Source organism: Hungatella hathewayi WAL-18680 (assembly GCF_000235505.1).
Lineage (GTDB): Bacteria > Bacillota > Clostridia > Lachnospirales > Lachnospiraceae > Hungatella_A > Hungatella_A hathewayi_A.
This window is the reverse complement of sequence record NZ_JH379027.1, coordinates 221259-244374: the sequence shown is the minus strand read 5'-3', so window position 1 is coordinate 244374 and position 23116 is coordinate 221259. Positions and strand designations below refer to the sequence as shown.

General features: G+C 47.8%; 24 protein-coding genes. 3 read left to right on the top strand and 21 right to left on the bottom strand.

The window, feature by feature from the left end; translation table 11 throughout:
* Positions 1–44: 44 nt before the first annotated feature.
* The 4 genes from HMPREF9473_RS01205 to HMPREF9473_RS01190 are packed head-to-tail and all read right to left on the bottom strand — an operon-like array spanning position 45 to position 4615.
* Entirely contained in the window at positions 45–1277 is a 1233-nt protein-coding gene (locus HMPREF9473_RS01205) for an enolase C-terminal domain-like protein (RefSeq protein WP_006778220.1), read from the bottom strand.
* 6 nt (positions 1278–1283) lie between these two features.
* Positions 1284–2105, bottom strand: coding sequence for an SDR family NAD(P)-dependent oxidoreductase (locus tag HMPREF9473_RS01200; RefSeq protein WP_006778219.1), 822 nt, complete (start codon positions 2103–2105; stop codon positions 1284–1286).
* A 37-nt stretch (positions 2106–2142) separates the two neighbouring features.
* Positions 2143–3192: a lactonase family protein gene (locus HMPREF9473_RS01195; RefSeq protein WP_006778218.1), complete on the bottom strand. Its 1050-nt coding sequence runs from the start codon at positions 3190–3192 to the stop codon at positions 2143–2145.
* 37 nt (positions 3193–3229) lie between these two features.
* Positions 3230–4615 carry a glycosyl hydrolase family 28 protein gene (locus tag HMPREF9473_RS01190; protein ID WP_006778217.1) on the bottom strand — a complete coding sequence of 462 codons (1386 nt, stop codon included), beginning with the start codon at positions 4613–4615 and terminating at the stop codon, positions 3230–3232.
* Positions 4616–4865: 250 nt separating this feature from the next.
* On the opposite strand from HMPREF9473_RS01190, the gene HMPREF9473_RS01185 reads away from it, so the two are divergent.
* Positions 4866–5645, top strand: coding sequence for a GntR family transcriptional regulator (locus HMPREF9473_RS01185; protein WP_006778216.1), 780 nt, complete (start codon positions 4866–4868; stop codon positions 5643–5645).
* Between the two features lie 77 nt (positions 5646–5722).
* Here HMPREF9473_RS01185 and HMPREF9473_RS01180 read toward each other — a convergent pair whose 3' ends face one another.
* From HMPREF9473_RS01180 to HMPREF9473_RS01155, 6 genes are all read right to left on the bottom strand, one after another.
* Positions 5723–6664 (bottom strand): ROK family glucokinase, encoded by a 942-nt coding sequence (locus HMPREF9473_RS01180; RefSeq protein WP_006778215.1) that lies wholly within the window; start codon positions 6662–6664, stop codon positions 5723–5725.
* 31 nt (positions 6665–6695) lie between these two features.
* Positions 6696–8678 carry a transketolase gene (gene tkt / locus HMPREF9473_RS01175; protein WP_006778214.1) on the bottom strand — a complete coding sequence of 661 codons (1983 nt, stop codon included), beginning with the start codon at positions 8676–8678 and terminating at the stop codon, positions 6696–6698.
* A gap of 36 nt (positions 8679–8714) precedes the next feature.
* Entirely contained in the window at positions 8715–9986 is a 1272-nt protein-coding gene (locus tag HMPREF9473_RS01170; RefSeq protein ID WP_006778213.1) for a DUF5711 family protein, read from the bottom strand.
* Between the two features lie 123 nt (positions 9987–10109).
* A complete protein-coding gene (locus tag HMPREF9473_RS01165) occupies positions 10110–11351 on the bottom strand; it encodes a LysM peptidoglycan-binding domain-containing protein (protein WP_006778212.1) in 1242 nt (413 codons plus the stop codon).
* 66 nt (positions 11352–11417) lie between these two features.
* Entirely contained in the window at positions 11418–12017 is a 600-nt protein-coding gene (yyaC, locus tag HMPREF9473_RS01160) for a spore protease YyaC (RefSeq protein WP_006778211.1), read from the bottom strand.
* Between the two features lie 57 nt (positions 12018–12074).
* Complete coding sequence (locus HMPREF9473_RS01155) at positions 12075–13166, bottom strand: hypothetical protein (protein WP_006778210.1); 1092 nt, start codon at positions 13164–13166, stop codon at positions 12075–12077.
* 171 nt (positions 13167–13337) lie between these two features.
* On the opposite strand from HMPREF9473_RS01155, the gene HMPREF9473_RS01150 reads away from it, so the two are divergent.
* Positions 13338–13604 (top strand): hypothetical protein, encoded by a 267-nt coding sequence (locus HMPREF9473_RS01150; protein WP_006778209.1) that lies wholly within the window; start codon positions 13338–13340, stop codon positions 13602–13604.
* 71 nt (positions 13605–13675) lie between these two features.
* Here HMPREF9473_RS01150 and HMPREF9473_RS01145 read toward each other — a convergent pair whose 3' ends face one another.
* The 5 genes from HMPREF9473_RS01145 to HMPREF9473_RS01125 all read right to left on the bottom strand — a co-directional run bounded on the left by HMPREF9473_RS01145 (position 13676) and on the right by HMPREF9473_RS01125 (position 18291).
* Positions 13676–15025: a glucose-6-phosphate isomerase gene (locus tag HMPREF9473_RS01145; protein ID WP_006778208.1), complete on the bottom strand. Its 1350-nt coding sequence runs from the start codon at positions 15023–15025 to the stop codon at positions 13676–13678.
* 166 nt (positions 15026–15191) lie between these two features.
* Positions 15192–16091: a hypothetical protein gene (locus tag HMPREF9473_RS01140; RefSeq protein WP_006778207.1), complete on the bottom strand. Its 900-nt coding sequence runs from the start codon at positions 16089–16091 to the stop codon at positions 15192–15194.
* Between the two features lie 139 nt (positions 16092–16230).
* Positions 16231–16926 (bottom strand): 5'-methylthioadenosine/adenosylhomocysteine nucleosidase, encoded by a 696-nt coding sequence (locus HMPREF9473_RS01135; RefSeq protein ID WP_006778206.1) that lies wholly within the window; start codon positions 16924–16926, stop codon positions 16231–16233.
* A gap of 18 nt (positions 16927–16944) precedes the next feature.
* Positions 16945–17478, bottom strand: a complete 534-nt coding sequence (locus HMPREF9473_RS01130) for a DUF6147 family protein (RefSeq protein ID WP_006778205.1) — start codon at positions 17476–17478, stop codon at positions 16945–16947.
* A gap of 30 nt (positions 17479–17508) precedes the next feature.
* Positions 17509–18291, bottom strand: coding sequence for a hypothetical protein (locus HMPREF9473_RS01125; protein WP_006778204.1), 783 nt, complete (start codon positions 18289–18291; stop codon positions 17509–17511).
* Between the two features lie 107 nt (positions 18292–18398).
* Between HMPREF9473_RS01125 and HMPREF9473_RS01120 the strand changes: the two genes are divergently transcribed.
* Positions 18399–19469, top strand: coding sequence for an undecaprenyldiphospho-muramoylpentapeptide beta-N-acetylglucosaminyltransferase (locus tag HMPREF9473_RS01120; protein ID WP_006778203.1), 1071 nt, complete (start codon positions 18399–18401; stop codon positions 19467–19469).
* Here HMPREF9473_RS01120 and HMPREF9473_RS01115 read toward each other — a convergent pair.
* From HMPREF9473_RS01115 to HMPREF9473_RS01090, 6 genes are all read right to left on the bottom strand, one after another.
* Positions 19460–19996 carry an RNA polymerase sigma factor gene (locus tag HMPREF9473_RS01115; RefSeq protein WP_006778202.1) on the bottom strand — a complete coding sequence of 179 codons (537 nt, stop codon included), beginning with the start codon at positions 19994–19996 and terminating at the stop codon, positions 19460–19462. The two genes, HMPREF9473_RS01120 and HMPREF9473_RS01115, sit on opposite strands and share 10 nt — an antisense overlap.
* Positions 19997–20011: 15 nt before the next feature.
* Positions 20012–20434: an HIT family protein gene (locus HMPREF9473_RS01110; RefSeq protein WP_006778201.1), complete on the bottom strand. Its 423-nt coding sequence runs from the start codon at positions 20432–20434 to the stop codon at positions 20012–20014.
* Positions 20435–20462: 28 nt separating this feature from the next.
* Positions 20463–21083 carry a rhomboid family intramembrane serine protease gene (locus tag HMPREF9473_RS01105; RefSeq protein WP_006778200.1) on the bottom strand — a complete coding sequence of 207 codons (621 nt, stop codon included), beginning with the start codon at positions 21081–21083 and terminating at the stop codon, positions 20463–20465.
* A 192-nt stretch (positions 21084–21275) separates the two neighbouring features.
* Positions 21276–21809 (bottom strand): hypothetical protein, encoded by a 534-nt coding sequence (locus tag HMPREF9473_RS01100; protein ID WP_006778199.1) that lies wholly within the window; start codon positions 21807–21809, stop codon positions 21276–21278.
* 48 nt (positions 21810–21857) lie between these two features.
* Entirely contained in the window at positions 21858–22274 is a 417-nt protein-coding gene (locus HMPREF9473_RS01095; RefSeq protein WP_006778198.1) for an FHA domain-containing protein, read from the bottom strand.
* Between the two features lie 89 nt (positions 22275–22363).
* Positions 22364–23116, bottom strand: coding sequence for a DUF6382 domain-containing protein (locus tag HMPREF9473_RS01090; protein WP_006778197.1), 753 nt, complete (start codon positions 23114–23116; stop codon positions 22364–22366).

Genomic DNA, 23116 nt, shown 5'->3' with positions numbered 1-23116 from the left:
TATGAATCCCGCAATGGGAAACGTAACCCTGATTCTCATTTCTGTTACGGTCTTACCGATGTTCCATCCGGAAGTTTTGGAAGCATCCAGCTCCATGTTACGACTTCGCTGGAACATGGGAACTTCCCGGCCGCCTCCTCATTGATGTCCACGCCGATACCCGGTTTATCATTTAGGTAAATGTATCCCTGTTTCACTTTTGGCATTCCCGGGAATATCTCTTCCAGTGCCTCCGGATTTCTGTCTGCGAAAAAGCCACAGATACTATCCGACCATTCCTGAATCCCAAAGTTTGGTGAAGAGATATCCAGATGGGCGTTCACAGCGTGTCCCACCGGCGTTAAGTCAACCGGCCCGTGCCATGCCGTTCTCACTCCAAATGCATCACAGAGCGCTATCAATTTTCTGGCCGGCGTGATGCCGCCAATCTGACTTAAATGCACACGGATGTAATCAATTCTTCTGTTCTTTATCAGGTCCATCCACTCATTCGGATTGTTAAACAGTTCCCCCATAGCCAATGGTGTCACCGTCTGGCTGCGAATCCGTTCAAACCAGCCCACCTGCTCCGGTGGCAGAATATCTTCCAGGAAGAACAACTGAAACTGCTCCATCTGTTTTGCGAACCCAACCGCATCCACCGGGGCCAGACGCTCATGCACATCGTGGCACAGCTCCAGTTCGTCTCCGAAGGTATCCCGCAGTTTTTCAAACAGTTTTATGGTTTTTCTCATATAGACCTTCGGGTCATAGTAAGCTCCGGATAACGCTCCTTCCGGCGGCTGGTGAATCATCTCATTCCCGCCGTATCCCCCTGCCTGCGCGCGGACATAGCGGTAACCGTTCTCTTTCAAGTATGCTACCTTCTCAACGGCATCCTCCACAGAATTTCCTTCCGCATGGGTATAGCAGGGTACCGCCTCCCGGCATTTTCCGCCAAACAGCTGGTATAATGGCATACCCGCCATCTTTCCCTTGATATCCCATAGCGCCATGTCCACACCGGACAATGCATTATTTAACACCGGCCCGTTTCTCCAATAGCTCATCCCCATAGCTGTCTGCCAGATATCCTCTATATAAGAGACATCCTTACCGATCAAAAAGGGCTTTAAATACTCCTCCACGGCTGTCACCACCGCCAGATGCCGATGTGCAAACGTGGCACAGCCGATTCCATAAAGTCCCGGCTCTGTTGTCTCAATCTTAACTGTCACCAGATTAATGCCTTCCGGAGCACAGCAAATGGTTCTCACATCCCTTATCATTACACTCATGTCTCATTACCCCCGCTTCTTTCCACCCCAGTCCGTTTGTCCTGGTTCTATCATCTCCGGCATACCTGCCAGAATAAGTCCGCCATCCACCCGTAGCACTTCCCCAGTGATATATCCGGCCTTATCATCCGCCAGCCATACCACGGCATTGCCGATATCCTCCGGCGTTCCGTTGCGCTCCATGGGAATTCTCGGCCCCAGCTGTTCCCAGAAGCCCAGCAGTTCCGTTCGATTCTCCGCCTTCAACTCCTCCGCCGTACGGATACAGATAGCGCCCGGTGCTACGCAGTTAACCCGAATCTTATATGGCGCAAGGTCCAGGGCCATGGATTGGGAAGCCCGGTTGATAGCTGCCTTAATTCCTCCGTATACGGCATCTTCCGGATACGCCCGCTGCCCCCTTGAGGAGGTAATGTTGATGATGGAGCCATGCACCTTATGTTCCACCATATAACCTGCCGCCTCCTTCGCCATGAACAGATAGTTCAGAAAATCCAGATTCGTCAATCGCTGTACATTCTCCCAGCTCAAATCCAGAATGGACTCAAACACCGTGATTCCCGCATTGTTGACAAGTAAATCCAATCCTCCCAGCTCCCGTATGGCCGTATGTACCAGTTCCTGTCCCACGCCGGGATTTTCCAAAGAAGCCTGATGATAATAGCAGGTCCCTCCGGCATTTTCCGCCATCTGCTTTGTCTCAATGGCTTCCTCCTCCTTGCTGTTATAGGAAAAAACCACATCATATCCAGCTCTTGCCAGACATACCACAATTCCTCTTCCAATTCCCCGGCTTCCGCCAGTCACAAGCGCTTTTTTTCTCTCCACGTTATCTCCTCTCTTCTGTCGTCTAATCACTTAATCACTATCCCTGAACCGTCAAAACCTTTACTGGTACCGATACCGGAAAGTGTATGACAGTTTCCTTTTGTACGACTCCCCGCTCCATCGGATACACCGCCAGATTACCGGAAAGCTGATTTGCTACAATCAGATGCCGTTCTTCCCTGTCAAAGCAGAAACTTCTCGGCCCCTCTCCGCCACTGTCCATACTCCCCATTCGTCTCAGGCTTCCATGCTGGATTTGAAACCATACGATTTGATCGGCACCACGCAGGGAGGTATACAGAATTCCATTTTTGGTTATATGAATGTCGGCCGCCAGACTGCCTTCCACAAACGGCCCGTCATAAAGCGGTTCTCTCTGAATCTCCTGAAACTCTCCCATTCGGAACCTGTAAACCGAAACATCGCAGGACAGTTCATTCACCACATAAAGCCATGTGCCGTCACCTTCCCGGTAAACCGCCATATGCCTGGGCCCGCTTCCCGCCCTGGTGCCAATATCCTCCAGAAACTCTATCTCTCCGTCTACCATCCGGTATAAATGAATCTTATCCAGTCCCAGGTCCGCCACCAAAAGATAATCCTCGTAAAACAGACAGCTATGTACATGGGACATTTCCTGCCTGGCTTCTATGCTTCCCTTCCCCTGGTACCAGATGTGAAGCCGACGCTCCAGCTTCTGCCTGTCCCGCACCGTCGCGATGCTCATGCTGCCACTCATATAGTTGGCTATCGCCAGCAGCCCCCGGTTCTCTTCATATGCCACATGGCAGGCCGCCGCTCCACCGGAAGACAGGCGGTCCACCACTTCCAGTTTTCCTTCTTTCTGCGAACACAGAACTACCACACTGGCATTCCCTGTCTCATTCACTGCAAACAGCAGGTTCCCCGACTTGTCTGTCGTCAGATAAGACGGATTTTCCATCTCCAGCATATCTGTCATATCCCCAATCTGGCCCGTCGCGGAATCGTAGGAATAGCAATATACACCTTTGCCGCAGACAGTATCTTCCCCACACCCCGGCGCATCAGTTGTCGTATAGGTTCCCACAAGCAGATATTCTTTCATCCCGATTTCTCCATTTCCGCATTTTCATCACGAACATTTATTTGTCGTCTGCAGTATTTCCGGTAAAATGCAGTTCATTGGACAGTTCCACCACCATCCTTAACTGATTGGCATTTTCCATCTTCTGTCCCAGAATCTCCACATTGTCAAAATAAAAATCATGAGGCCGGCAGACTTCATTCTGCATCTCAAATCCCCGGATAATTGACACAGGGAACTGGCCGCCCACAATTTTGATATTCTTAAAATAGATATCGCATATCATTCCCCGCACCCGGTCTCTGGAATATTTGGAATCCAGTGTCTTAATATCAATAAATTTCTCCTGTGCGTCCTCAATTCGAATATCCTCATAGAAAATATCATGTATATAAGCTCTGTCCGCATTGTGAATGGTCAGCACACCGCCGCTCTGATTGCCCTCATACTGGCAGTGGACCACATCACAGTTCCGGAACACCACATCGGAGATTTCATCACATCTGGTCTCATAGCCAATCTCAAGCGTATTACCAAACTCCGCATTCCAGAAGATACAATTCTCCACTAAAATGTGCTTCACATCACAGCACCCCGATGGGTCCTGAAATTCCTCTGCCTTGATGGAGATGCAGTCATCATTGGCACGAATAAAGCAGTCCCTCACTGTCACATTCTCGCAGCCCACAATATCCATTCCATCCCCAGTTATCACCCGTGACATGATATTGACATTCTGAATCTCCACATTTTTGCTTGCCACCGGAACCACATGCCAGGAACCGCCGTCAACCACTGTGATTCCCTCCATCCGGATATCATCTCCCAGTACGGTGACAATCATCTGTTCCCCGGAATTCTCATACCAGGAATGCCAATTCCCTCCATACAGCATTCCATTTCCAAGAATCCGTATCCGGTTGGCCATTCTGGAATAGAACTGGCCGCTGACCACACTACCTTCTTCCAGATAAACCACGTCGTCCGTGTGCAGTTCCAAGCGTCCTATCTGATAGACCTGCCCCTTCTTGAATTCATGGGTAACATGCTCCGGTTTCGGTATCCGGTAAGAGCAAAGAAGATACAACGGGCACTCCAGATCTTCATCCAGTTCCAGAACCAGCTTCTTCGGCTCATCCAAATGCAGTTTTATCGTATTTCCCTCTATCACCGGCACATATCCGGCGTTTACCGGCCGAAGCTCCGCTTTTTGAAATATATCGTCTACCACAACTTCTATATCCAGTGACTCTCCTTCCTCCACCACTGGCAGGGCAAAGTCAAAAAACTCATTATGGAATGTCCTAATCTTTGTTCCATTGACAGAAACTGTGTATAGCGGTGACTCTCTCAACTGGTCCATGGAATTCAGTTCATAAATAGGGTTCTCTTTTGCCACTCTTGGAACATAATCCTGCTTTATCATCGTAACCTTTTCCTTCATGAAGTCCTCCCCATCACAAATTAATCATCATATTTGTTCTAATATCGCCAAAACATAATTATGTTTTATGTTTTCATTGTAATCAATCCAATATTTGTTTTCAACTGATATCTTTACCAAATATCTACCTCTTTTTTGTCTATTTTGTATATATTTATTATTTTACGGCCTTTCTATTTGACTTTTTAACAAATACACCGTACAATACTTTATAAATATGACTTCTGTATTTCAGGGAGGGAGATTGCTAATGGCACGTTATCCAGCATATAAAGTCGTGTATAACAAGTTAAAAGAAGATATTGATAATGATGTTTATCCGGTAGGCACCTTCCTGCCACCGGAAGGTGAACTGGAAAAAATATTTCATGTTAGTCGAACCACCGTCCGTCATGCCATAGACCTGTTAGTCCGTGAAGGAATTATCAGAGTCAAACAGGGTCATGGTACGGAGGTTGTCAATATAAAAAGTCCCGGTTTCTCCAAGATTTATCAGAAATTTCACAATGTCGTCTCACTTACCGGAGAGTTTTCCAACCAGGGCTACACCTATTCCAAGGGAACCTGGATAGACCGCGTTATCGCTCCTCCCAAAGCAGCCAAGTCACTGGGAGTCAATGAGAAGACCGAGGTATTCCGCATCCAGCGTGTACTATGCAATGGGGACCGCCCCTTCTGCATTATGACCAATTATCTGCGCACGGATTTCTTTCCGGATTTAGATGCATATACCGACAAGTTTTTTGACCTATATCTGTTTCTACAAAAACATTATAATGTTTCTTTCACCACGGGGATTGAGCGGCTGACCGCCATCAAAGCAGATTTTATTGACGCCCAGCTTTTAGAAATTGCTCCGGGCACGCCTCTTTTCTACACGGAGAGAGAAGCCATGTGCCAGCTGGGACCGTTAGAATATCTGGAATGTAAGATACTATCTGAAGTCTATTCCTTTGTGGTAGCCATGGAAGGAACACCACAGTGGTACTATGACCCGGATTATCAGAATGCGATTCAGCAATGCCAATAAGCGTACACAAAAAAAGAACAGCTGCCCACACATCCCGCAGCTGTTCTTTTATTATGTAAACCAACTCAACCAACTCATTAATCCAATATCAACCTGGCCGCCCCATAAATCCCCGCGTCATTGCCCAGCGTGGCCAGTCCAATGATTGGGCGGTTCTTGGAAATCACCATGTATTTGTCATAATGCTTATCAATCACATCAATCAGGAACTGTCCCGCCTTGGATACTCCGCCGCCGATGACAAAAATCTCCGGGTCCACGGTCAATGCAAGCTGTGACAGGGCAAGGCCCAGATAGTGGCCTACAACCTCCATCACGTCCACTGCCAGCTCATCTCCGGCTTTCGCCGCATCCAGCACATTCTTGGCTGTCACGTGCTCGCCAAATTCACGGAGGGCAGACGGTTTATCGCTGGCCGCCATCTTCCTTCTGGCTTCTCTCGCGATGCCCGTAGCCGATGCAATCTGCTCCACACAGCCCACGCCGCCGCAGTTGCAGTGCTCCGTCTCCTCATCACGAATATGGATATGACCGATCTCGCCGCCAAGGCCATGCTTCCCGGCGATAATCTTCTCATCGATAATCACGCCGCCGCCTACGCCGGTGCCAAGGGTCACCATCACAATATCCGTATATCCTTTACCACCGCCCTGCCACATCTCACCCAGAGCCGCCACGTTGGCGTCATTGCCGGCGCGGACCGGAACGCCTAAGAGTGCATGCAGCTCCTTCACCGGATTCTTGTCTCTCCAGCCCAGGTTCACGCACACTTCCACATAACCGTCCGGCATAATCGGTCCCGGAACGCCGATTCCGGCTCCGGCTATCTCCGACAGCTCAATCCCTTTGTCCGCCAGCCGCTCCTTGATAGAAGCCGCCACGTCCTCCAGAATATATTTCCCCTGCTCTTCCTTGCGGGTCTTCACTTCCCACTTGTCAACCAGAGTCCCGTCAATCTCGAACAGGCCAATCTTCACCGATGTTCCACCTACATCAATACCAATACATTTCTTCCCCATAATTCTATTCTCCTTATCCTTCGTCTGGTGCTTATAATCCCTTTACGGTGGCAACTACATGGTCCACGGTAAAGCCAAAATGCTCAAACAGCTGCGCAGCCGGACCGCTGGCGCCAAATCCCTTCATGGTCACATAAGCGCCGTCCAGACCTACATATCTGCCCCAGCCAAAGTCGCTGAGCGCCTCGATGGCCACACGTTTTCTCACTGCCTTCGGAAGTACGGACTCCTTATATTCCTCCGTCTGCTCCTCAAACAAATCCATACACGGCATGGATACCACTCGCACCTTCGTGCCCTGGCTCTCCAGTACGGCTTTCGCTTTCACCGCCAACTCCACCTCGGAACCGCTTGCCATAAGAATCACGTCCGCCATTCCCTCGCAGTCGTCGATGACATAGCCGCCCTTCAGCGCATCCCTGCTGCTTCCCGCCATCGGCACCAGGTTCTGTCTCGTCAGCACCAGAGCCGTCGGAGTCTTCTCCGATGTCACGGCCGAATACCAGGCCGCCGCCGTCTCCACCGCGTCACAGGGACGGAACACATGGAAATTGGACATCGCTCTCAGCATCGCCAGCTGCTCAATCGGCTCATGGGTCGGTCCGTCCTCGCCAACGCCGATACTGTCATGTGTCAATACAAAGGTCAGCGGCACTCCCATCAGGGCAGACAGCCGGGCCATCGGTTTCACATAATCGCTGAACACGAAGAATGTCGCCACATAAGCCCGCAGGCCGCCGTGAAGCATAATTCCGTTTCCAATCGCCGTCATCGCCAGCTCACGGACGCCGAAATGCAGGTTGCGTCCCTCCGGCGTTTCCTTGGAGAAATCACCGGCTCCGGACATATTGGTCTTGTTGGAAGGAGCCAAATCCGCAGAACCGCCAAACAGGTTCGGCAGCTTGTCCTTCATATAATTTAACGCCTTGCCGGACAGATTTCTCGTGGCATCCGGCTTCTCGGACTGCGCCCAGAATGTTTCATCATCCCAGAGACTCTCCGCCGCTTTGGTATCATGATACTGATTCCACAGCTCCTCCATCTCCGGATATTCCTCACAGTAAGCCGCGAACATCACGTTCCAGGCCGCTTCCGTCTCCGCCTTCTCGTCCGCCAGGTTCCGATAATTCTCATATACCTCTTCCGGAACATAGAACGGCTCCTGTGACGGCCATCCCAGGTTCTCTTTTAATGCCAATACATTCTCAGCGCCCAGCGGCTCCCCGTGGGCGCTGGCCTTGCCCTGCTTTGCCGGGCATCCATAACCAATCTGCGTCTTCACGGTAATGAAGGACGGTCTCTCGGTGTCCGCCTTCGCCTCCTCGATGGCACGGCCAATGGCTTCCAAATCATTGCCATCCTCAACCGTAATCGTCTGGAAACCAAATGCTTCCATCCGCATCTGCACATTTTCCGTAAAGGCAATATCCGTACTTCCCTCGATGGAAATCCGGTTAGAATCATAAAATACAATCAATTTCGACAGCCCCAGCGTCCCTGCCAGCGAAAACGCCTCGGAGGAAATGCCTTCCATCATACAGCCATCGCCGCCCAGCACATAAGTGTAATGATCCACAACCGGATACTCGTCTTTATTAAACACAGCCGCAAGGTGGGATTCTGCCATCGCCATACCAACCGCCATACCCATGCCGGCTCCCAGCGGTCCCGTCGTCGCTTCCACACCCACGGTATGTCTGTACTCCGGATGTCCTGGGGTCAGAGAACCCATCTGGCGGAAATTCATGATATCCTCTTTCGACAAATCCCCGTAACCAAACAGGTGTAACAGAGAATACAGCAGCATGGAGCCATGCCCGCCTGACAGAATAAAGCGGTCACGATTCTCCCACTGCGGGTTCGCCGGATTGTGGTTCATATGATGAGCCCAAAGTTCGTATGCAATTGGCGCCGCCCCCAGCGGAAGTCCCGGATGACCGGAATTTGCCTTCTGAATCGCGTCAGCCGAAAGGACACGGATTGCATTTACTGACATGGTATCAAGATTGCTCATTGGTAAATCCTCCTATCGTTTGTGTAATGTAGTTGTCTATTGTAATTTTATTTCTTTCATATTCTGGGGTCCCGTCACAATCAGAGAATTCGGGAAAGAACCGTTGGTAATCTTGGATATGGTGAAATCAAAATTCCCCTCGAACTTTAAATTCCCCCACATATTGTACACTCTGCATGAATCTTCATTATACAAAAAGATATGTTCCCCGTCAATATCGACATCCCGGTAGTCGTAGGAGAATGGCTCGCTGAATACCTTTTCTCCGTTGGACTTGTAGACATCCATCCGATAGTTGTATTCTCCCGATGTTGCCCCTACAATCACACCGGCATAATCCGATGAATAGAACACACTTTTCACGTCCTCCTCAATCGGAATATGAACGAGAAGTTCCGGCGACATGGCATTTCTGGAGCTGAAAAATGAGATGCTGTCATCCGCAAAGGCGCAGGAATATACTTCGTCCAGAAATTTCACTCTGGGTATCATACTCGTCTCATAAATATCGTGAAATCCCCCCACAAAACGAGTGGGAATGTTCTTTCCAATCTCCGAGAAGTCATAGAAGGCCACCCGGCATTTCAGCGACCCATTTTCTATGTACATAAAGGAACCCACCAGCTTAGTCCCATCCGGTGACAGGGAAATGTCCAGCGGATATCCCACATCGCCGCCCATCAGGCCCTTAATACTGATATCCAGTGGGCTGCCATCCTTCTTGAACATATCGATACGAGTAGACTTCTGCTCCTCCTGAACAGCGGCCACCAGACCCTTTGCCGATATTGTGACTTTAATGATGGGCAGATTCGTCGTCGCCACACCCACTCCACCATTCTTGTCACAGATATAAATGCTGTTGCCCTGCTGGTCCGCAATAACCGCATAGTCCCCATTGACCGCGGCTATGGGGGTCTTCATCTCATAGCTTAAAATCCACACATCCTTGCCGCTGCTGTCCACATAGGACACACCGTCCTTGCTGTATTTCAGCAGGTTGCTTCCATACTTCAGATATCCGGTAAAACTGGAATCCCCACGGTCCAGCTGCCGCTCCCAGCCCACCGTATAATCCGTATACTGGAAATCTCTATAATAACGGTAACCGCCGTACACGGCCCCCGCAATCACCACTGCCAGAACAGCCATTATGGTCAGGCGCTTCTTCCAGACCTTTTTGTGGGCCTTTTTGACTACCTGCTCGCTGTCCTCCTCCTTCTCCTGCCGCATGGCGGGATTGGAAATGATTTGGCGTTTCAACTGGCGTTTCTTCAAATCTCTATTCATAGAGCTCATATCACTCATACGCAATCTCCCAGAATCAATCAGTTCCTACCCAGCTATTTCGTTATCTACACGGCTTCGCCGGCAGTTTCTATTATATAACAATTTCAGAAGATGCGCATTACCTTTTTCAGACGATTTCCGTTAATCGGGTAAAATCAGTTTCTGGCCCGCAATAATTTTATTCTGGTCCTCCAGGCCATTCAGTTCGCATATCTCGTCCAGTTTATTCATACTATGGTAGAACTTCAGACAGATTCCGTAGAGCGTCTCTCCTTCCTGCACGACATACTCATAGGTGCTCTGGCCGTTAGCCGCCTGGGCCGCCGTCTCCATCAGTGTCTCCTGCTGCTCTAAGGACGGCACCGTGGAGGGTTGTCCACCAGCCACAGCCGTGGTCTCCGATGAGGCTTCGCCGGACTGGGTCCCTTCAGAGACCTGGGTCTCCGGCAGAGTAGGAGACATAGTCTCCTCCGCAACCGTGGGATAGACTTGTCCCGCCGCTTCCTCAATAATCAAATCTCCGTCCTCATCCGTGATAATGTTCACCGACGGCTTGCTGCCCGATGGCTTTGACGCCTGATAATGCTCCCCACCTTTCCCGTCCACAGGCATGACGGAGGCAATCACACTCTCCATCTCCTTCATTTTCTCATAATTATTAAACATGACAACGCCGCCGGCCAGCACCACAATGGACAACACGCTGCATAAGCCCCCCAGCATACTGATTGTGCTGCGGCGCGCCGCTATCTGGGTCTTGTTTTCGTCCATCCTCTGCCGGAAATCCCGAATCACCGTATCCCCGGTGCCGGACTCAATCCTCCGCGCATCTTTGCGAAGCACCATGTAGTCCTGCATCATCTCATTTCTCTCATAATAAATGCTGTGGCCCCTCAGCTTATAAAATCCGTCCTCCGAGGTAATGTAGATGGCCTCTTCCCCTTCCAATCCGGAATTCAGATACATCAGCTGGAATTTTCCCGCGAAATACTGTCCGTGCTGTTTCCAGTAATTTAGCGGACTCAGCTGGGTTCCCTGGTTTCCGCAGAGGAACCATCCCAGAATATTGCGTTTCGGGAACATTTTCTCCATATTCTGATAAGCTTTTTTCCAGGCCGCCTCCGAAAATATGACACGCTCGCCGTCCTCGGTCACGTCCTCCATCTCCATAGCTCCATCCACGAAAAGATAGGGAACGCCGTCCTGCTCCTCCATACTTCCAAGCAAAAGTCCCACCCGAAGGTCTTGTCCTCCTCTTGGATAAAGTTTTTTCAAATATGTATTTACGTAATCTTCCAGGTACAATCTGACCATATCATCCCGTTCCCCTATCTGCCGAATGTTTTTCGGCAGCTTAGGAAATGGGTTATATAATTCTCCCATAGGCTCACCCCGCTATTATTTTTCTATTGTCCAAGGAATAATAGCACAGTGTGAGCGCAAATTATGTCAAACCAATGCCATGGAATCCCATAACTTTTCGACAAGACAGATACTTTCACTGATACAGTCCGCCAGGCGCATCACAACTGACAGACGAATACTCTGAAGCATCAGCGGGTCATAGTTGCCACAGCTGCTGACAATGCCGGTGATAAAGATATCACCCACCGAGCACAGTTCCTTGCTGACGCCAAGTCCCGGTTTTAGGGCGCCGCGTCCCAGGGTGATACAGCCCACATGGTCCGTCCTGCCGACCGACGCGTCCACGGCAATCACCAGGTGATGGGGGTAACGATTTTCCAGTATCCGCAGATGTTCATCCAGGTTCATGGCATGGACGGGGCGATTTAACGTCCCAAGAACTCTCACATTATTTAAATGTTTCTCCTGCAGCTTATGTCCAATCAGGGGACCAAGACTGTCTCCCGTGGAGCGGTCCGTCCCAATACATAAAAATAACACCTCTTTTTTGTTCTGGCGCTCCAGCTCCTCCTGTATCATAGTGTACAGTCTCGCCGCCAATTCCGCCGCCTCAAACTCTTTTGTGGTGTCAAAATAATAAAGCTCCCTTCTTTCAAAGGGAGCCATCTTCTTCCAAACATTCATTACGTCTCCACCTGGTCCAAATTTTCTTAATTCTATTATAGACCGGCAGTCTGGTTATTATGCGTGTTTGTTTCTATATTCTGTTATCGCTTCACTGATGTTGACACAGGTGCCATTCTGAATACTGGTTCCGAGTGCGGCCAGTTTCTCCGGCTGGAGAAAATCCTTTCCAACGTAGGGTTCAAAGCGGTCCGCAATCTGGAGCGCCCCTGTCTTGATGGACCCCTCCAGCTCTTTTAGTTCCTGCTCCTGCGCTTCATAAATACTCTTAAGATAAGCAATCTTATCCTTGTTGTTGTCCGCAATCTCGTCCGAAATAATATTCTTTGTCACATTCTCGAAGGTGTTGAGCGCGTCCTTCTTCTTGGCCGCAATCTCCGTCATCTCCTGCTCTATCTGGGCTATCTCATCATCGTGCTTCTGAAGATCATAGATGGCCTCGTTCCTATCTTTCTTGATGGTATGGGTGATAACCTTTATCTTCTTCTCATTGCCGTGAATCCTGTCACGAATCAGCCTGGCCTCCTTCAAGGTGGCGGCATGACGGATTCTGGTCCGGTTGCCTATCAGAACATAACAGCCCCCAAACAGCAGTATACAGACCAGATAGATACCTACCAGGTAAACCGTAGACTTCTTTGGCAGCAACAAATAACCGCCATAGGGAATCACCAGAAAACACACCAGAATAGTAAACAGCAGCCGCACATACTCCGAAAACCAGTGTGGCATAAACAGCGCGTTGTAACCCTTGGTGTTGCAGTAATTCGGAACATGGTTCTGCTGAAACAGCGTCTTAATCTGAAGCCGCAGCTCCCGGTTCTCCTCTCGCAATTCTGCCGTCTCCTCGGCAATCCTCTCCTTCACACCCTGGCTCTTGGCCTTTTCCCGTCTGCTCCGGGCTTTCTTGAGCCGTTCCTGTCCCCGGCTCAGCTCCTTGTCATAGCTGGAATTGATCTCCTCCATCCGTTTCTTAACCGTCTGGTTAATGGTGTCGGCCACGGTTTTCTCGGCTGTCTCCAGTTCCTTCTGTGCATCCTTCACCCTCTGCTTCATAATCTCTTCCTGTTCCCGCATCCGGTTCATATCTGTCACAGCTTGTCTGGCTTCATCCAGAAAAACCACATAGTCCGTGATAGGTTGCTCCATACTGTCCTCCTTCGCATATCATGACTGTTTCCACGCAAGTATTTATATTGATTTCTTTTAAATTCCAAGCAATTCCGTATAGAATCTATTATAACTCCATAACATTTTCTTTACAACTAATTCTGTATTACATATAATAGAATTCATACAGGAAAAAACGAGGTAGATAACATGTTCCGCATGTGGGGAAAAATAATAAAAGACAACCGATTTATCAAAGACACCACCATCTGTATCGGCGACTATTCCATGTCACGGACCGAGATGGTCTTCAAGGCTCTGGACGAGATGTGCTATGAGTTTGATTTGGGCAAGCCCATCTGGCTGGAAGCCAATATCCACGACTTCCAGCGTCACTCCAAAACCAGATTTGGACAGGACTGCTTTATTGAGCATATTGAATTTGATTACCTGGAGATACAGGTGATTGAAGAATAATGTTTTACAGCCAAAAGCCCCCGGGTCTGCCACTGTACAGGGCAGCGGACCCAGGGGCGTATCTATGTAAATTATAATCTCTTTAACAGCGCTTCTCTCTCTGCCTCATATCCTGGTTTACCCAGCAATGCGAACATATTTCTCTTATAGCTCTCGACGCCCGGCTGATTAAATGGGTTGACACCCAGCAGATAACCGCTCACGCCGCAGGCAAATTCAAAGAAGTAGAATAACTGACCCAGATAATAGGCATTCTGCTTCGGTATTGTCACCATCAGGTTCGGTACATTGCCGTCAGTATGTGCCAGAATGGTACCGTTCATAGCACTCTTGTTGACGAAATCCACACTCTTCCCTGCTAAATAATTCATGCCGTCAGTATCCACCTCTTCTTCTTTCAGAAGCACTTCTGCAGATGAATCTTCCACATTAAGAACGGTCTCAAACATAATGCGCGCACCGTCCTGAATAAACTGTCCCATTGAATGCAAGTCTGTGGTCAAATCCACAGCTGCCGGAAGGATACCCTTCTGGTCCTTGCCCTCACTCTCACCATATAACTGTTTCCACCATTCTGATACGTAATGGAGGCTTGGCTCGTAGTTGGCCACAATCTCCACCTGTTTCCCTTTGCGCAGTAAAATATTGCGGACAGCGGCATACAAAAGCGCCGGATTGCTCTCATACGGTGTCTCTAACGCTTTGGCTCTTCCGCTTGCTGCACCCTCCATCAGCTGGTCAATATCGGCCCCGCTGACTGCGATTGGAAGTAAGCCCACTGCTGTCAGGACGGAGAAACGTCCTCCAACATCATCCGGTACCACGAAAGATTCATACCCTTCCTGGTCTGCCAGGCTCTTTAATGCTCCTCTGGCCTTGTCTGTGGTCGCATAGATTCTCTTGTTGGCTTCGTCTCTGCCATATTTTTCAATCAACATCTCCTTGAACACACGGAAAGCGATGGCCGGCTCTGTGGTGGTTCCTGATTTGGAAATGATGTTGATGGAGAAATCCTTGCCCTTCAATACGTCCTGCAAATCCTTGATATATTTACTGCTGATACTGTTTCCTACAAAATAAATCTCCGGGGTTTTGCGCTCTGCCTTATCTAAAACATTATAGAAACTATGAGTCAGAAATTCAATTGCAGCTCTGGCTCCCAGGTAGGAACCCCCGATACCTACTACCAGCAAAACATCTGAATCGCTCTGGATTTTAGCTGCCGCCTGTTTGATTCTCGCAAACTCTTCCTTGTCGTAGTTGACCGGAAGGTCAATCCAACCCAAGAAGTCATTACCGGCGCCGGTTTTTGCAGTCAGCACTTCCTTTGCACACATCACAGGTGCTTTCATGTTCTCTAACTCTTCTGCTGAGATAAAACTTGCCGCCTTGGAATAATCAAAACTTACTTCTCTACTCATAATTCTGTTCTCCTTTTCTTACAAGCATCATATTGTGTGGTTTTCTACACAATCGTTATCTGTCAGAACTGGAATAATAGGTACCCGTTTCCAGTTCTGAGGAATTAACCGTATTATATCACAATTTATAACGCCCTGCATCTGGATTTTATACTTTCCACCAGATTCAAGCCAGATATTCTTTCAAAATATCACCCACCAGCTGCATCTCGTCCGGAGTCAGCGCTTTGACCCAGTCTCCCTCAGAGCGGTTCTTCTCTCTGCTTGCGGCAATCTGCTCCAGACTGCGTTTCAGATAATCAATATCCCGTCTGGAATTCACTACATCCGGCTCCTGCTGTGGTGCCAGCTCCTTTCGGCTGGTACGGGACGCCCGCTCCCGTTTGATTGGCTGCGGCGCCTCCTCCGGCTCCTTGGTGGCCGTGGCCCGCTCCACACGCTCAGCCCTGTCTACCCGCTCCGGGCGGCTGATGGGCCGGATGCTCTTACTGCTGCCACTGCGTGCCGTCTCCCTTGCCGTATCTTCCATCATATTGATGGCAGCGCCCGTTTCTTTTGACAGGCGGTTGAAAAGTGAATTCTCCAGATAATCCTGGAGGGCCAGCACCAGCTGCTGTTTCTTTCCGCCTAGATTTACGCCGTAATCAATCAGCATAGTGAACAGTCCGGTAAGGATACCCATGGAACCGTACAATACAATATAGTAGTTATCACAACGGAACCAGTAGGCTCCAAATGCCGCCGCGCCTCCTGCCAGGAAACACAGCAGAGTCATCTGGCTGGCAAAGCTTGTCCATCCATTTAAGGAAAGGCCGATGAAACGATATCCATATAATTGCTTCTCCAGATATGCCTGGGTGTTGTGGATGCCCTGATTCAGGCGGTATGTATTTTCTGTTTTCTGTTTCAGTTCCCGCATAAAACGGTTTTTCGTCAGTGTCATGTTATCAGTTTCTTTAATTAATCTTTTGTAGAGGCCGCGTGCCGTGAATCTGCTCAGCACTCCCAGCAGGCAGATTGCCGTAAGCACGTACAGTGCTTTTCCTGTTTCTAAAAATTGTAGCATAATAAAAGCTCCCCTTTCTTTCTCCAGATTTTTCCAGATAGCTATTATTATAACTACGGATTTTCTGTTTGGGAAGATAAGGGAGCCTAGAATCGTTCGTCAAATTCTCGGTAAATTCGACTATCAGGTTCATGTTAGCCTAAGGTAATTCCTGTATCATGGCGGTTAACAGCTTCACGCTGTTGCGGATGGCCGCCGCCTCAAACTCGGCATAATCCATCTCTGCGCTGTCATCTGCCTTGTCGGAAATAGCGCGGATAATCAGGCATGGAATGTTGTTTAAGTATGCCGCCTGAGCGATGGCCGCACCTTCCATCTCGGTGCAATAGCCATCGAAGGTGTCTGTGAGCCACTGCTTTTTCTGTTTGTCGGAAATGAACTGGTCTCCGCTGACAATACGGCCTGTGTGAACGCCAATCCCCGGGACTGCTTTCTCATAACATGACTGTGCCACTTCCAGGAGGTGCTTGTCCGCCGGGAAGGAGAGAACGTCCATGCTGGGAATCTGGCCCACCGGATAACCGAAGCCGCTGGCATCCATGTCGTGATGGAGGGCGTCGGTGGAGAGGACTACGTCTCCGATGTTAATCTCGTTTCTCAGGGAACCGGCGATTCCTGTGTTGATGATGGCAGTCACGTGGTACTGGTCAGCCAGAATCTGGCTGCAGACAGCCGCGTTCACTTTGCCGATGCCGGAGCGGACGACAACGGTTTCTTTGTGGCACATGGTGCCTTTGTAGAAATCCATGCCTGCGATGGTCTTGATTTCTACGTCGCTCATCTGTTCTTTCACTTTTGCCACTTCTTCATCCATGGCTCCGATGATTCCTATCATTGATTGTGTTCTCCTTTTTTATGGGGTGCTGGTGATTAAGACGCCGTCGGTAGCCGTTCTCATTGTTTCCCATACACCATTTTTCTCAACTTCATGGTATGCCCATAACCGATAATAATGACCAGGCTCCTGCTCTGTTTCATGGAAATTAATCAACATAGCATGTAATTTCCCGTCTGGAGTATCTTCTGGTGTAAACTCAAATTGATAAACCCTTTTATTTGACCATTTATCTGTTTCCTCATTATAACAGTCCAAATATATTGTCACATAAATTGCATCTACATCTACATGACACATGGTATCTGCCAATATTCCAATTTCTCCGCCACCCGCATTTGAAATATTCAAAACACTCGCAGCAAGTATCGACCCCCTTTGCAATGCTTGCGTGGTATCTTCTGAGTATGTTTGTCCATTTGTTAATAACTTAGTATTTGTAGGTGGAACATGTAAATTTCCGTTTTTCCCAGTTGCAGCATATGATGTCATCGTAAAAAGGCAACTAATAACTAAACATGCACTAATAACTTTAGAAATTATTTTATTCATTTGTATTATCCCCCATAATAATATACAATCCTAGTGATTTATTTTTATAAGTATATCTTCAAATTCTTCTTCACTAATTACACCAATTAAATAATAATAAGTTTTATCTATGGTAAACTCTGTGAAATACTCCACTCTGTTATCAGATATGGAATTTTTCTTAATCAATAAATTTAATTTTAACGCTTTGTTATAAACCGTTTTCACTTTTTCACAGTCCGTAGCTGTATTTCCAGAATTTTCAACAGGGTATTGTGATTGTATAAAATAGATATAGTTTTCGTCACACGTAAAATCCATTCGTGTATATCCATCACCCAATATCAAATTACTTAATTCCATCTTTTCTGGAATATATACTAATCTAAGTACATCTACTCCCAATTCATCTTTTATTTTCTGATATGCCTCTTCAACTTCATATATTGGTTCTAAATTTTCCGTATTATTCCATACATAACTTTTTCCTTGATTAGAAGCCCTAAGTTCATACTCATACGCCCTCTTCCCACTAGCCCCAATTCCAGTCCCCATCAACACGCATCCCAATATCGCAACCAGCAATCCAACTTTCCCAACCCGTCTCAGCCGCACAACCTTTTTCGAAGATTTCTTCTCCTCCGCCTCTATCTCATCCACCCTGGCAACAATTCTTTCGAACTCTCCTTTTGGCGGCGTGCAGTCGGACTCGTCCATCTGCTCGGCGGCGGCATCAAAATCTGCAATCAGTTTCTCACTTCCATAACCAAACGCATTTCTCATCTCTTCTTCTATTAAATTGTCAATTTCTTGATTTTTTCCTGTTTCTTTCAAAAGACACCTCGTCTGGTTTTATTTCCATCTGTTTGGGGTTGACATTTATACCGGATTGCTTAGTATTATATATAGTAGATACACTATTAAACACGGGAGGCAGCATCATGAAAAAAATCATTCTCACCGGCGGAGGAACTGCCGGTCATGTTACCCCGAATCTGGCTTTGATTCCTTCTTTACAGGAACTTGACTACGAGATTCACTATATCGGCTCTTACCAGGGCATCGAGCGGAAATTAATCGAGGGAGCCGGTATTCCATATGATGGCATCTCCTCCGGCAAACTCCGCCGCTATTTCGATATCAAAAACTTCTCAGACCCGCTCCGTGTGGTAAAAGGATACGGAGAAGCGCTCAGATTGATGAAAAAATATAAACCTGACGTGGTCTTCTCCAAGGGCGGCTTTGTTGCGGTCCCTGTGGTTCTTGCCGCAAAACACTACCGCATCCCTACTATCATTCACGAATCCGATATGACTCCAGGTCTGGCGAATAAACTCTGCATTCCATCCGCCAAAAAAGTATGCTGTAATTTCCCGGAGACACTAAAATATCTTCCGGAAGACAAAGCCGTGCTGACCGGTTCCCCCATCCGTGCGGAACTGTTACAGGGTGACCGTCTGTCCGGGCTTCAGTATGCCCATCTGTCAGCCGACAAACCGGTGATTCTCATCATCGGAGGCAGCCTCGGTTCCGTGACTGTCAATAACGCTGTGCGCAGCCTGCTGCCCCGGCTTCTGCCGGATTATCAGGTGGTACACATCTGCGGAAAAGGCAATCTGGACGAAAGCCTGATTGGAACAAAAGGTTATGTCCAATACGAATACGTTGACGCACCGCTGCGCCATCTGTTTGCCGCGTCTGATATCGTCATATCAAGAGCGGGCGCAAACTCTATCTGTGAAATCCTGGCCCTGCGCAAGCCAAATATCTTAATTCCATTATCTGCTGCAGCCAGCCGTGGCGACCAGATTCTGAACGCCGAATCCTTCCGGAAACAGGGCTTTAGTACAGTGATTGAGGAAGAGCAGTTATCCGATGATGCCCTTTATCAGGCAATCCAGGAAACCTATGAGAATAGAGCTGCACACATTCACAACATGGAGCAGAGTTCTCTCACCAATGCAGTCGAAACCGTCATCGAGCTGATAGAATCCTACGCCAATCAGGGATGATAACGTTTTGAATTAAATCGCTCCCTTAAGTATTTTCGGATTCTGGATAACCTCATCCTGCATACGCTTGACTTCAAATCCAGAATCTGACATACTTCCGACAGCGGACGTTGTTCAATGAGATGAAGAACCGCAATCTCCCGCCAGTCATCCTTCATATTCATAATCGTCTCTCGGACTTCTCTCAGTGTTTCATCAACCAGTATTTTCTCTAAAGTGTCACTTGTTACATACTGTGACAACACATCCGTCTCATCAAATACCTCTGTATCCATGCTGACACAGTCATAGTGTTTGTTCCTGCGGAAATAATCCGTACACTTATTCTTTAGTATCGTCATTAACATGGCTTTCTTCTGCGCATCCGTCCATTCTAACGAATAATGGCTGAAATAGGCCACGAATGTCTCCTGTACAATATCATCTACATAGCCATCAGGTACTCCGTAATTCTTAGTCGCTCTACGAAGCGTTCCCTGATATTCCTCGTACATGGCTCGCAGCAGCTCATCTCTATCTTGCTGCATTGCGTTCTCCTGCTTTTATTTTAATGCACGTCTAATGGCGTCTCCCTGGGCCTCCCTCTCTTCCTGAGTGGCTTCCCCCGGGTCCCATGTCACTATCTTCTTACCGGAGTTTTCATACCTCGGTATGACATGCATGTGAAAATGCTTCACCGTCTGTCCGGCAGCTTCACCATTATTTTGAACCAGATTAAATCCATCACAATGCAGCGCCTCTTTCATGGCCTCCCCAATTCTGGCCGCAAGTGGCAGTACCTTCTGTGCAACTGCTTCCTCTAGCTGGCACACATCATCAAAATGCTCTTTGGGCAAGATTAAAGCGTGGCCGGGCGATGCGGGACTTAAGTCCAGAATCACACGGAAATCTTCATCTTCATAAACCGTAGTGGAACCGATAACGCCGTTGGCAATTTTGCAAAAAATACAATCGTCTTTTTTCATGTTTCTCCCTCCTCTCTCTACATTAACATTACTCCCATAATCTATCCTCATAGACCGGTTTTGGTTTTCTATATAATAACATCGCCATAACGATGCCTATGAGCAGACCTGCAATGTGGGCCACGTTGTCCACGCCCCCACTGGTAAAGCCAAAGTACAGAGAACACAAAATAACGACAACCAGCTGTCTGGTACTCAAATCTTCCAGCCGGCCATGATTCACAGCCACCGCATACAGCAGACCGCCAATCACACCAAAAATAGCCCCCGACGCTCCTGCGGACACCACAAGTTCCTTGTTCATGACATTCACTGTCATGGACGCAATATTGGCGCCGACTCCGCATATCAGATAAAAAAAGAGATATTTGATATGGCCCAAAGCCCGCTCCATATTATCTCCCAGTATAAAAAGCATCAACATATTATTGACAATATGGTTGATTCCAAAATGCATAAAAATAGAAGTCAGAAGGCGGTAGTACTCCCCGTTCTCCGTCACAAGAGGTTCATACATCGCCCCATGCTGAATCATAAACAAGGAATTCTCGCTGGAGCCTGTCATCTCCAGAAAGATAAAATAAAGTACATTAATGGCAATCAACAAAATGTTGATATAAGCTGTTTTTTTCGAGTCTCTATATCCCATTCGGCAACTCCTTCTTAACGTACCTATTCTATCATAAGTTTTCACTTTTGTTAAGTATTATCCAAATTTAAACCGCATTCCAGCCACCGTAACCTCGTCCCCAGGATAGACCTCCGTTGACTCATTATTTTCTAGGATTCTTTATTGACAAATTAAATCATTTGTATTATTCTAATCGTAAGAAATGGGTTTTCACCACACTGATTGTTGTGGCCTGCTCGTTTCTTTTTTTACTGCCAAAATATCATACAAGTACCGTTTTCCATTCTCCGCATGATTTACAAGCAATCTTGCATTAAATACATTGTATCTAACCAATATTTCATTTTCATAAATGGGTAATGCAAATCGTATATCATACTTGTACCAGCCATTTTTAGCTTTTTTGAAATGCTTTGACTTCCGGTTCTTCTCATAAGAAGGGTTGGTTGCAATCTGAATTAATTCAGGAATTGCTGTCGATGCGTTCGCCTTAGCTTTTGCATTAGCCCCCATCAGGGCTTTCCTGCTTTCCGATTCCGTAAATTCTTCGGGAAATTCACTCCCAATATAAATAATTTCGGAACTCTCTGCTATCTCATAATAAGCGCCAACATATTCTTTGAGATATAACTTCACGCTTTCCCAGTCTATTTTTCTCTTTCCTTTGAAACGAATATCATTAATAAGAACAAGTTTATTTCCATCCGCATCAATAATAGTGTTTATGTTTCTGTCTTTTCTCAATCATATATCCTTCCTGATAAATATTACAGTTTTATTGCTGCAAAATATTTATCCAAATTTAAACCGCATTCCAGCCACCGTAACCTCGTCCCCCGGATGTACCTCCGTTGACTCGTTATTTTCCAGGATTCTTCCTGCTACTCCTGTGCCATTTGTGGAATTTAGATCGGTTATCTGATAGACGCCGTCTTTTTCGTCAATCCGAAGATGAAGGCGGCTGACTGTGTCCTGGGCCATCACAAAGTCGACCAGGTTTTCCTGTTTGCCGATGATGAATGGATAGTAGGCTATGACGATGTCCGGGATACCTGGTTCCAGGCTGGTCAGCCGGCGAAGCTGTTTCTTCTCCTTGTCGTAAAGCAGCACGGTATTGGCGCCTTCTGGCTCCTCGTATTTTCCTGGTGTCTGGCTGCTTTCTGTGTCCTGGGGGACAGGAGCATGGACCTGCTCATCGGCAAATACCATCTGCCACGGAAGCTCTGTCTCCTGTGACGTAATTGTTTTTTGCTGGATTTTCTCATTCTTTTCACCTCGAAGCTGACAGAATTTCTGCTTCAGCCACTCCTTCCATGATAATTTTTTATTTTTTCTTCCGGTGGTTCCAATGGATTGATTGGTTTAACTGGTTTAGCTGGCTTGACTGACTTTATTGATGGGATAACCGGTGATGGTTCCGGTTGATACTTTGACTGGTATTTCGATGAATACTCCGACTGATATTCTGATTGATACCCTGGCTGGTTTTCCCGCTCTTCTTCCGTCTCCTGTCCGGCCACCCCTGTCAGGAATTTTAACAAATCCTCGATTCCATAGTTTTCTTTCAGGCTCTCCCGGTACATGCCGTAGGTCATGACGACACAGGCTTTATCCTGATAATCCACCTTCCCAAGCAGATACTCCAACAGCTTTCCAAGCTCCGCAGGGAAGTCACTCATTCTGCCCGGTATCAGGCAGAACTCGACGGAGAATCGCTCCGGCTCTACGTAGATATATTCCGGCTGGAGGAGTATCTGTTCTTCCCGAAGCAGATATTCTTCCAGCTTCCCCAGTGTTTTGGCCATCCCCAGAATCAGAATCCGGACTTCCTCCGCTTTGAGACACCGGTTTTCCAACAGACGGCTAAGGGGTTGTCTGGACGTGATTTCATAGCAGTAGCAGCATTGATTGTCCACCCGCTTGACGCGGAACTTCATCAGGCCCTCGATGACATTATCGGCCATCATCCGCACTTCATAGCTGTTATCCGTACTCTCCCCCTCGATAACCAGATAATTGTGTTTCATCTCCCGTTTATAACTTATCTCCAT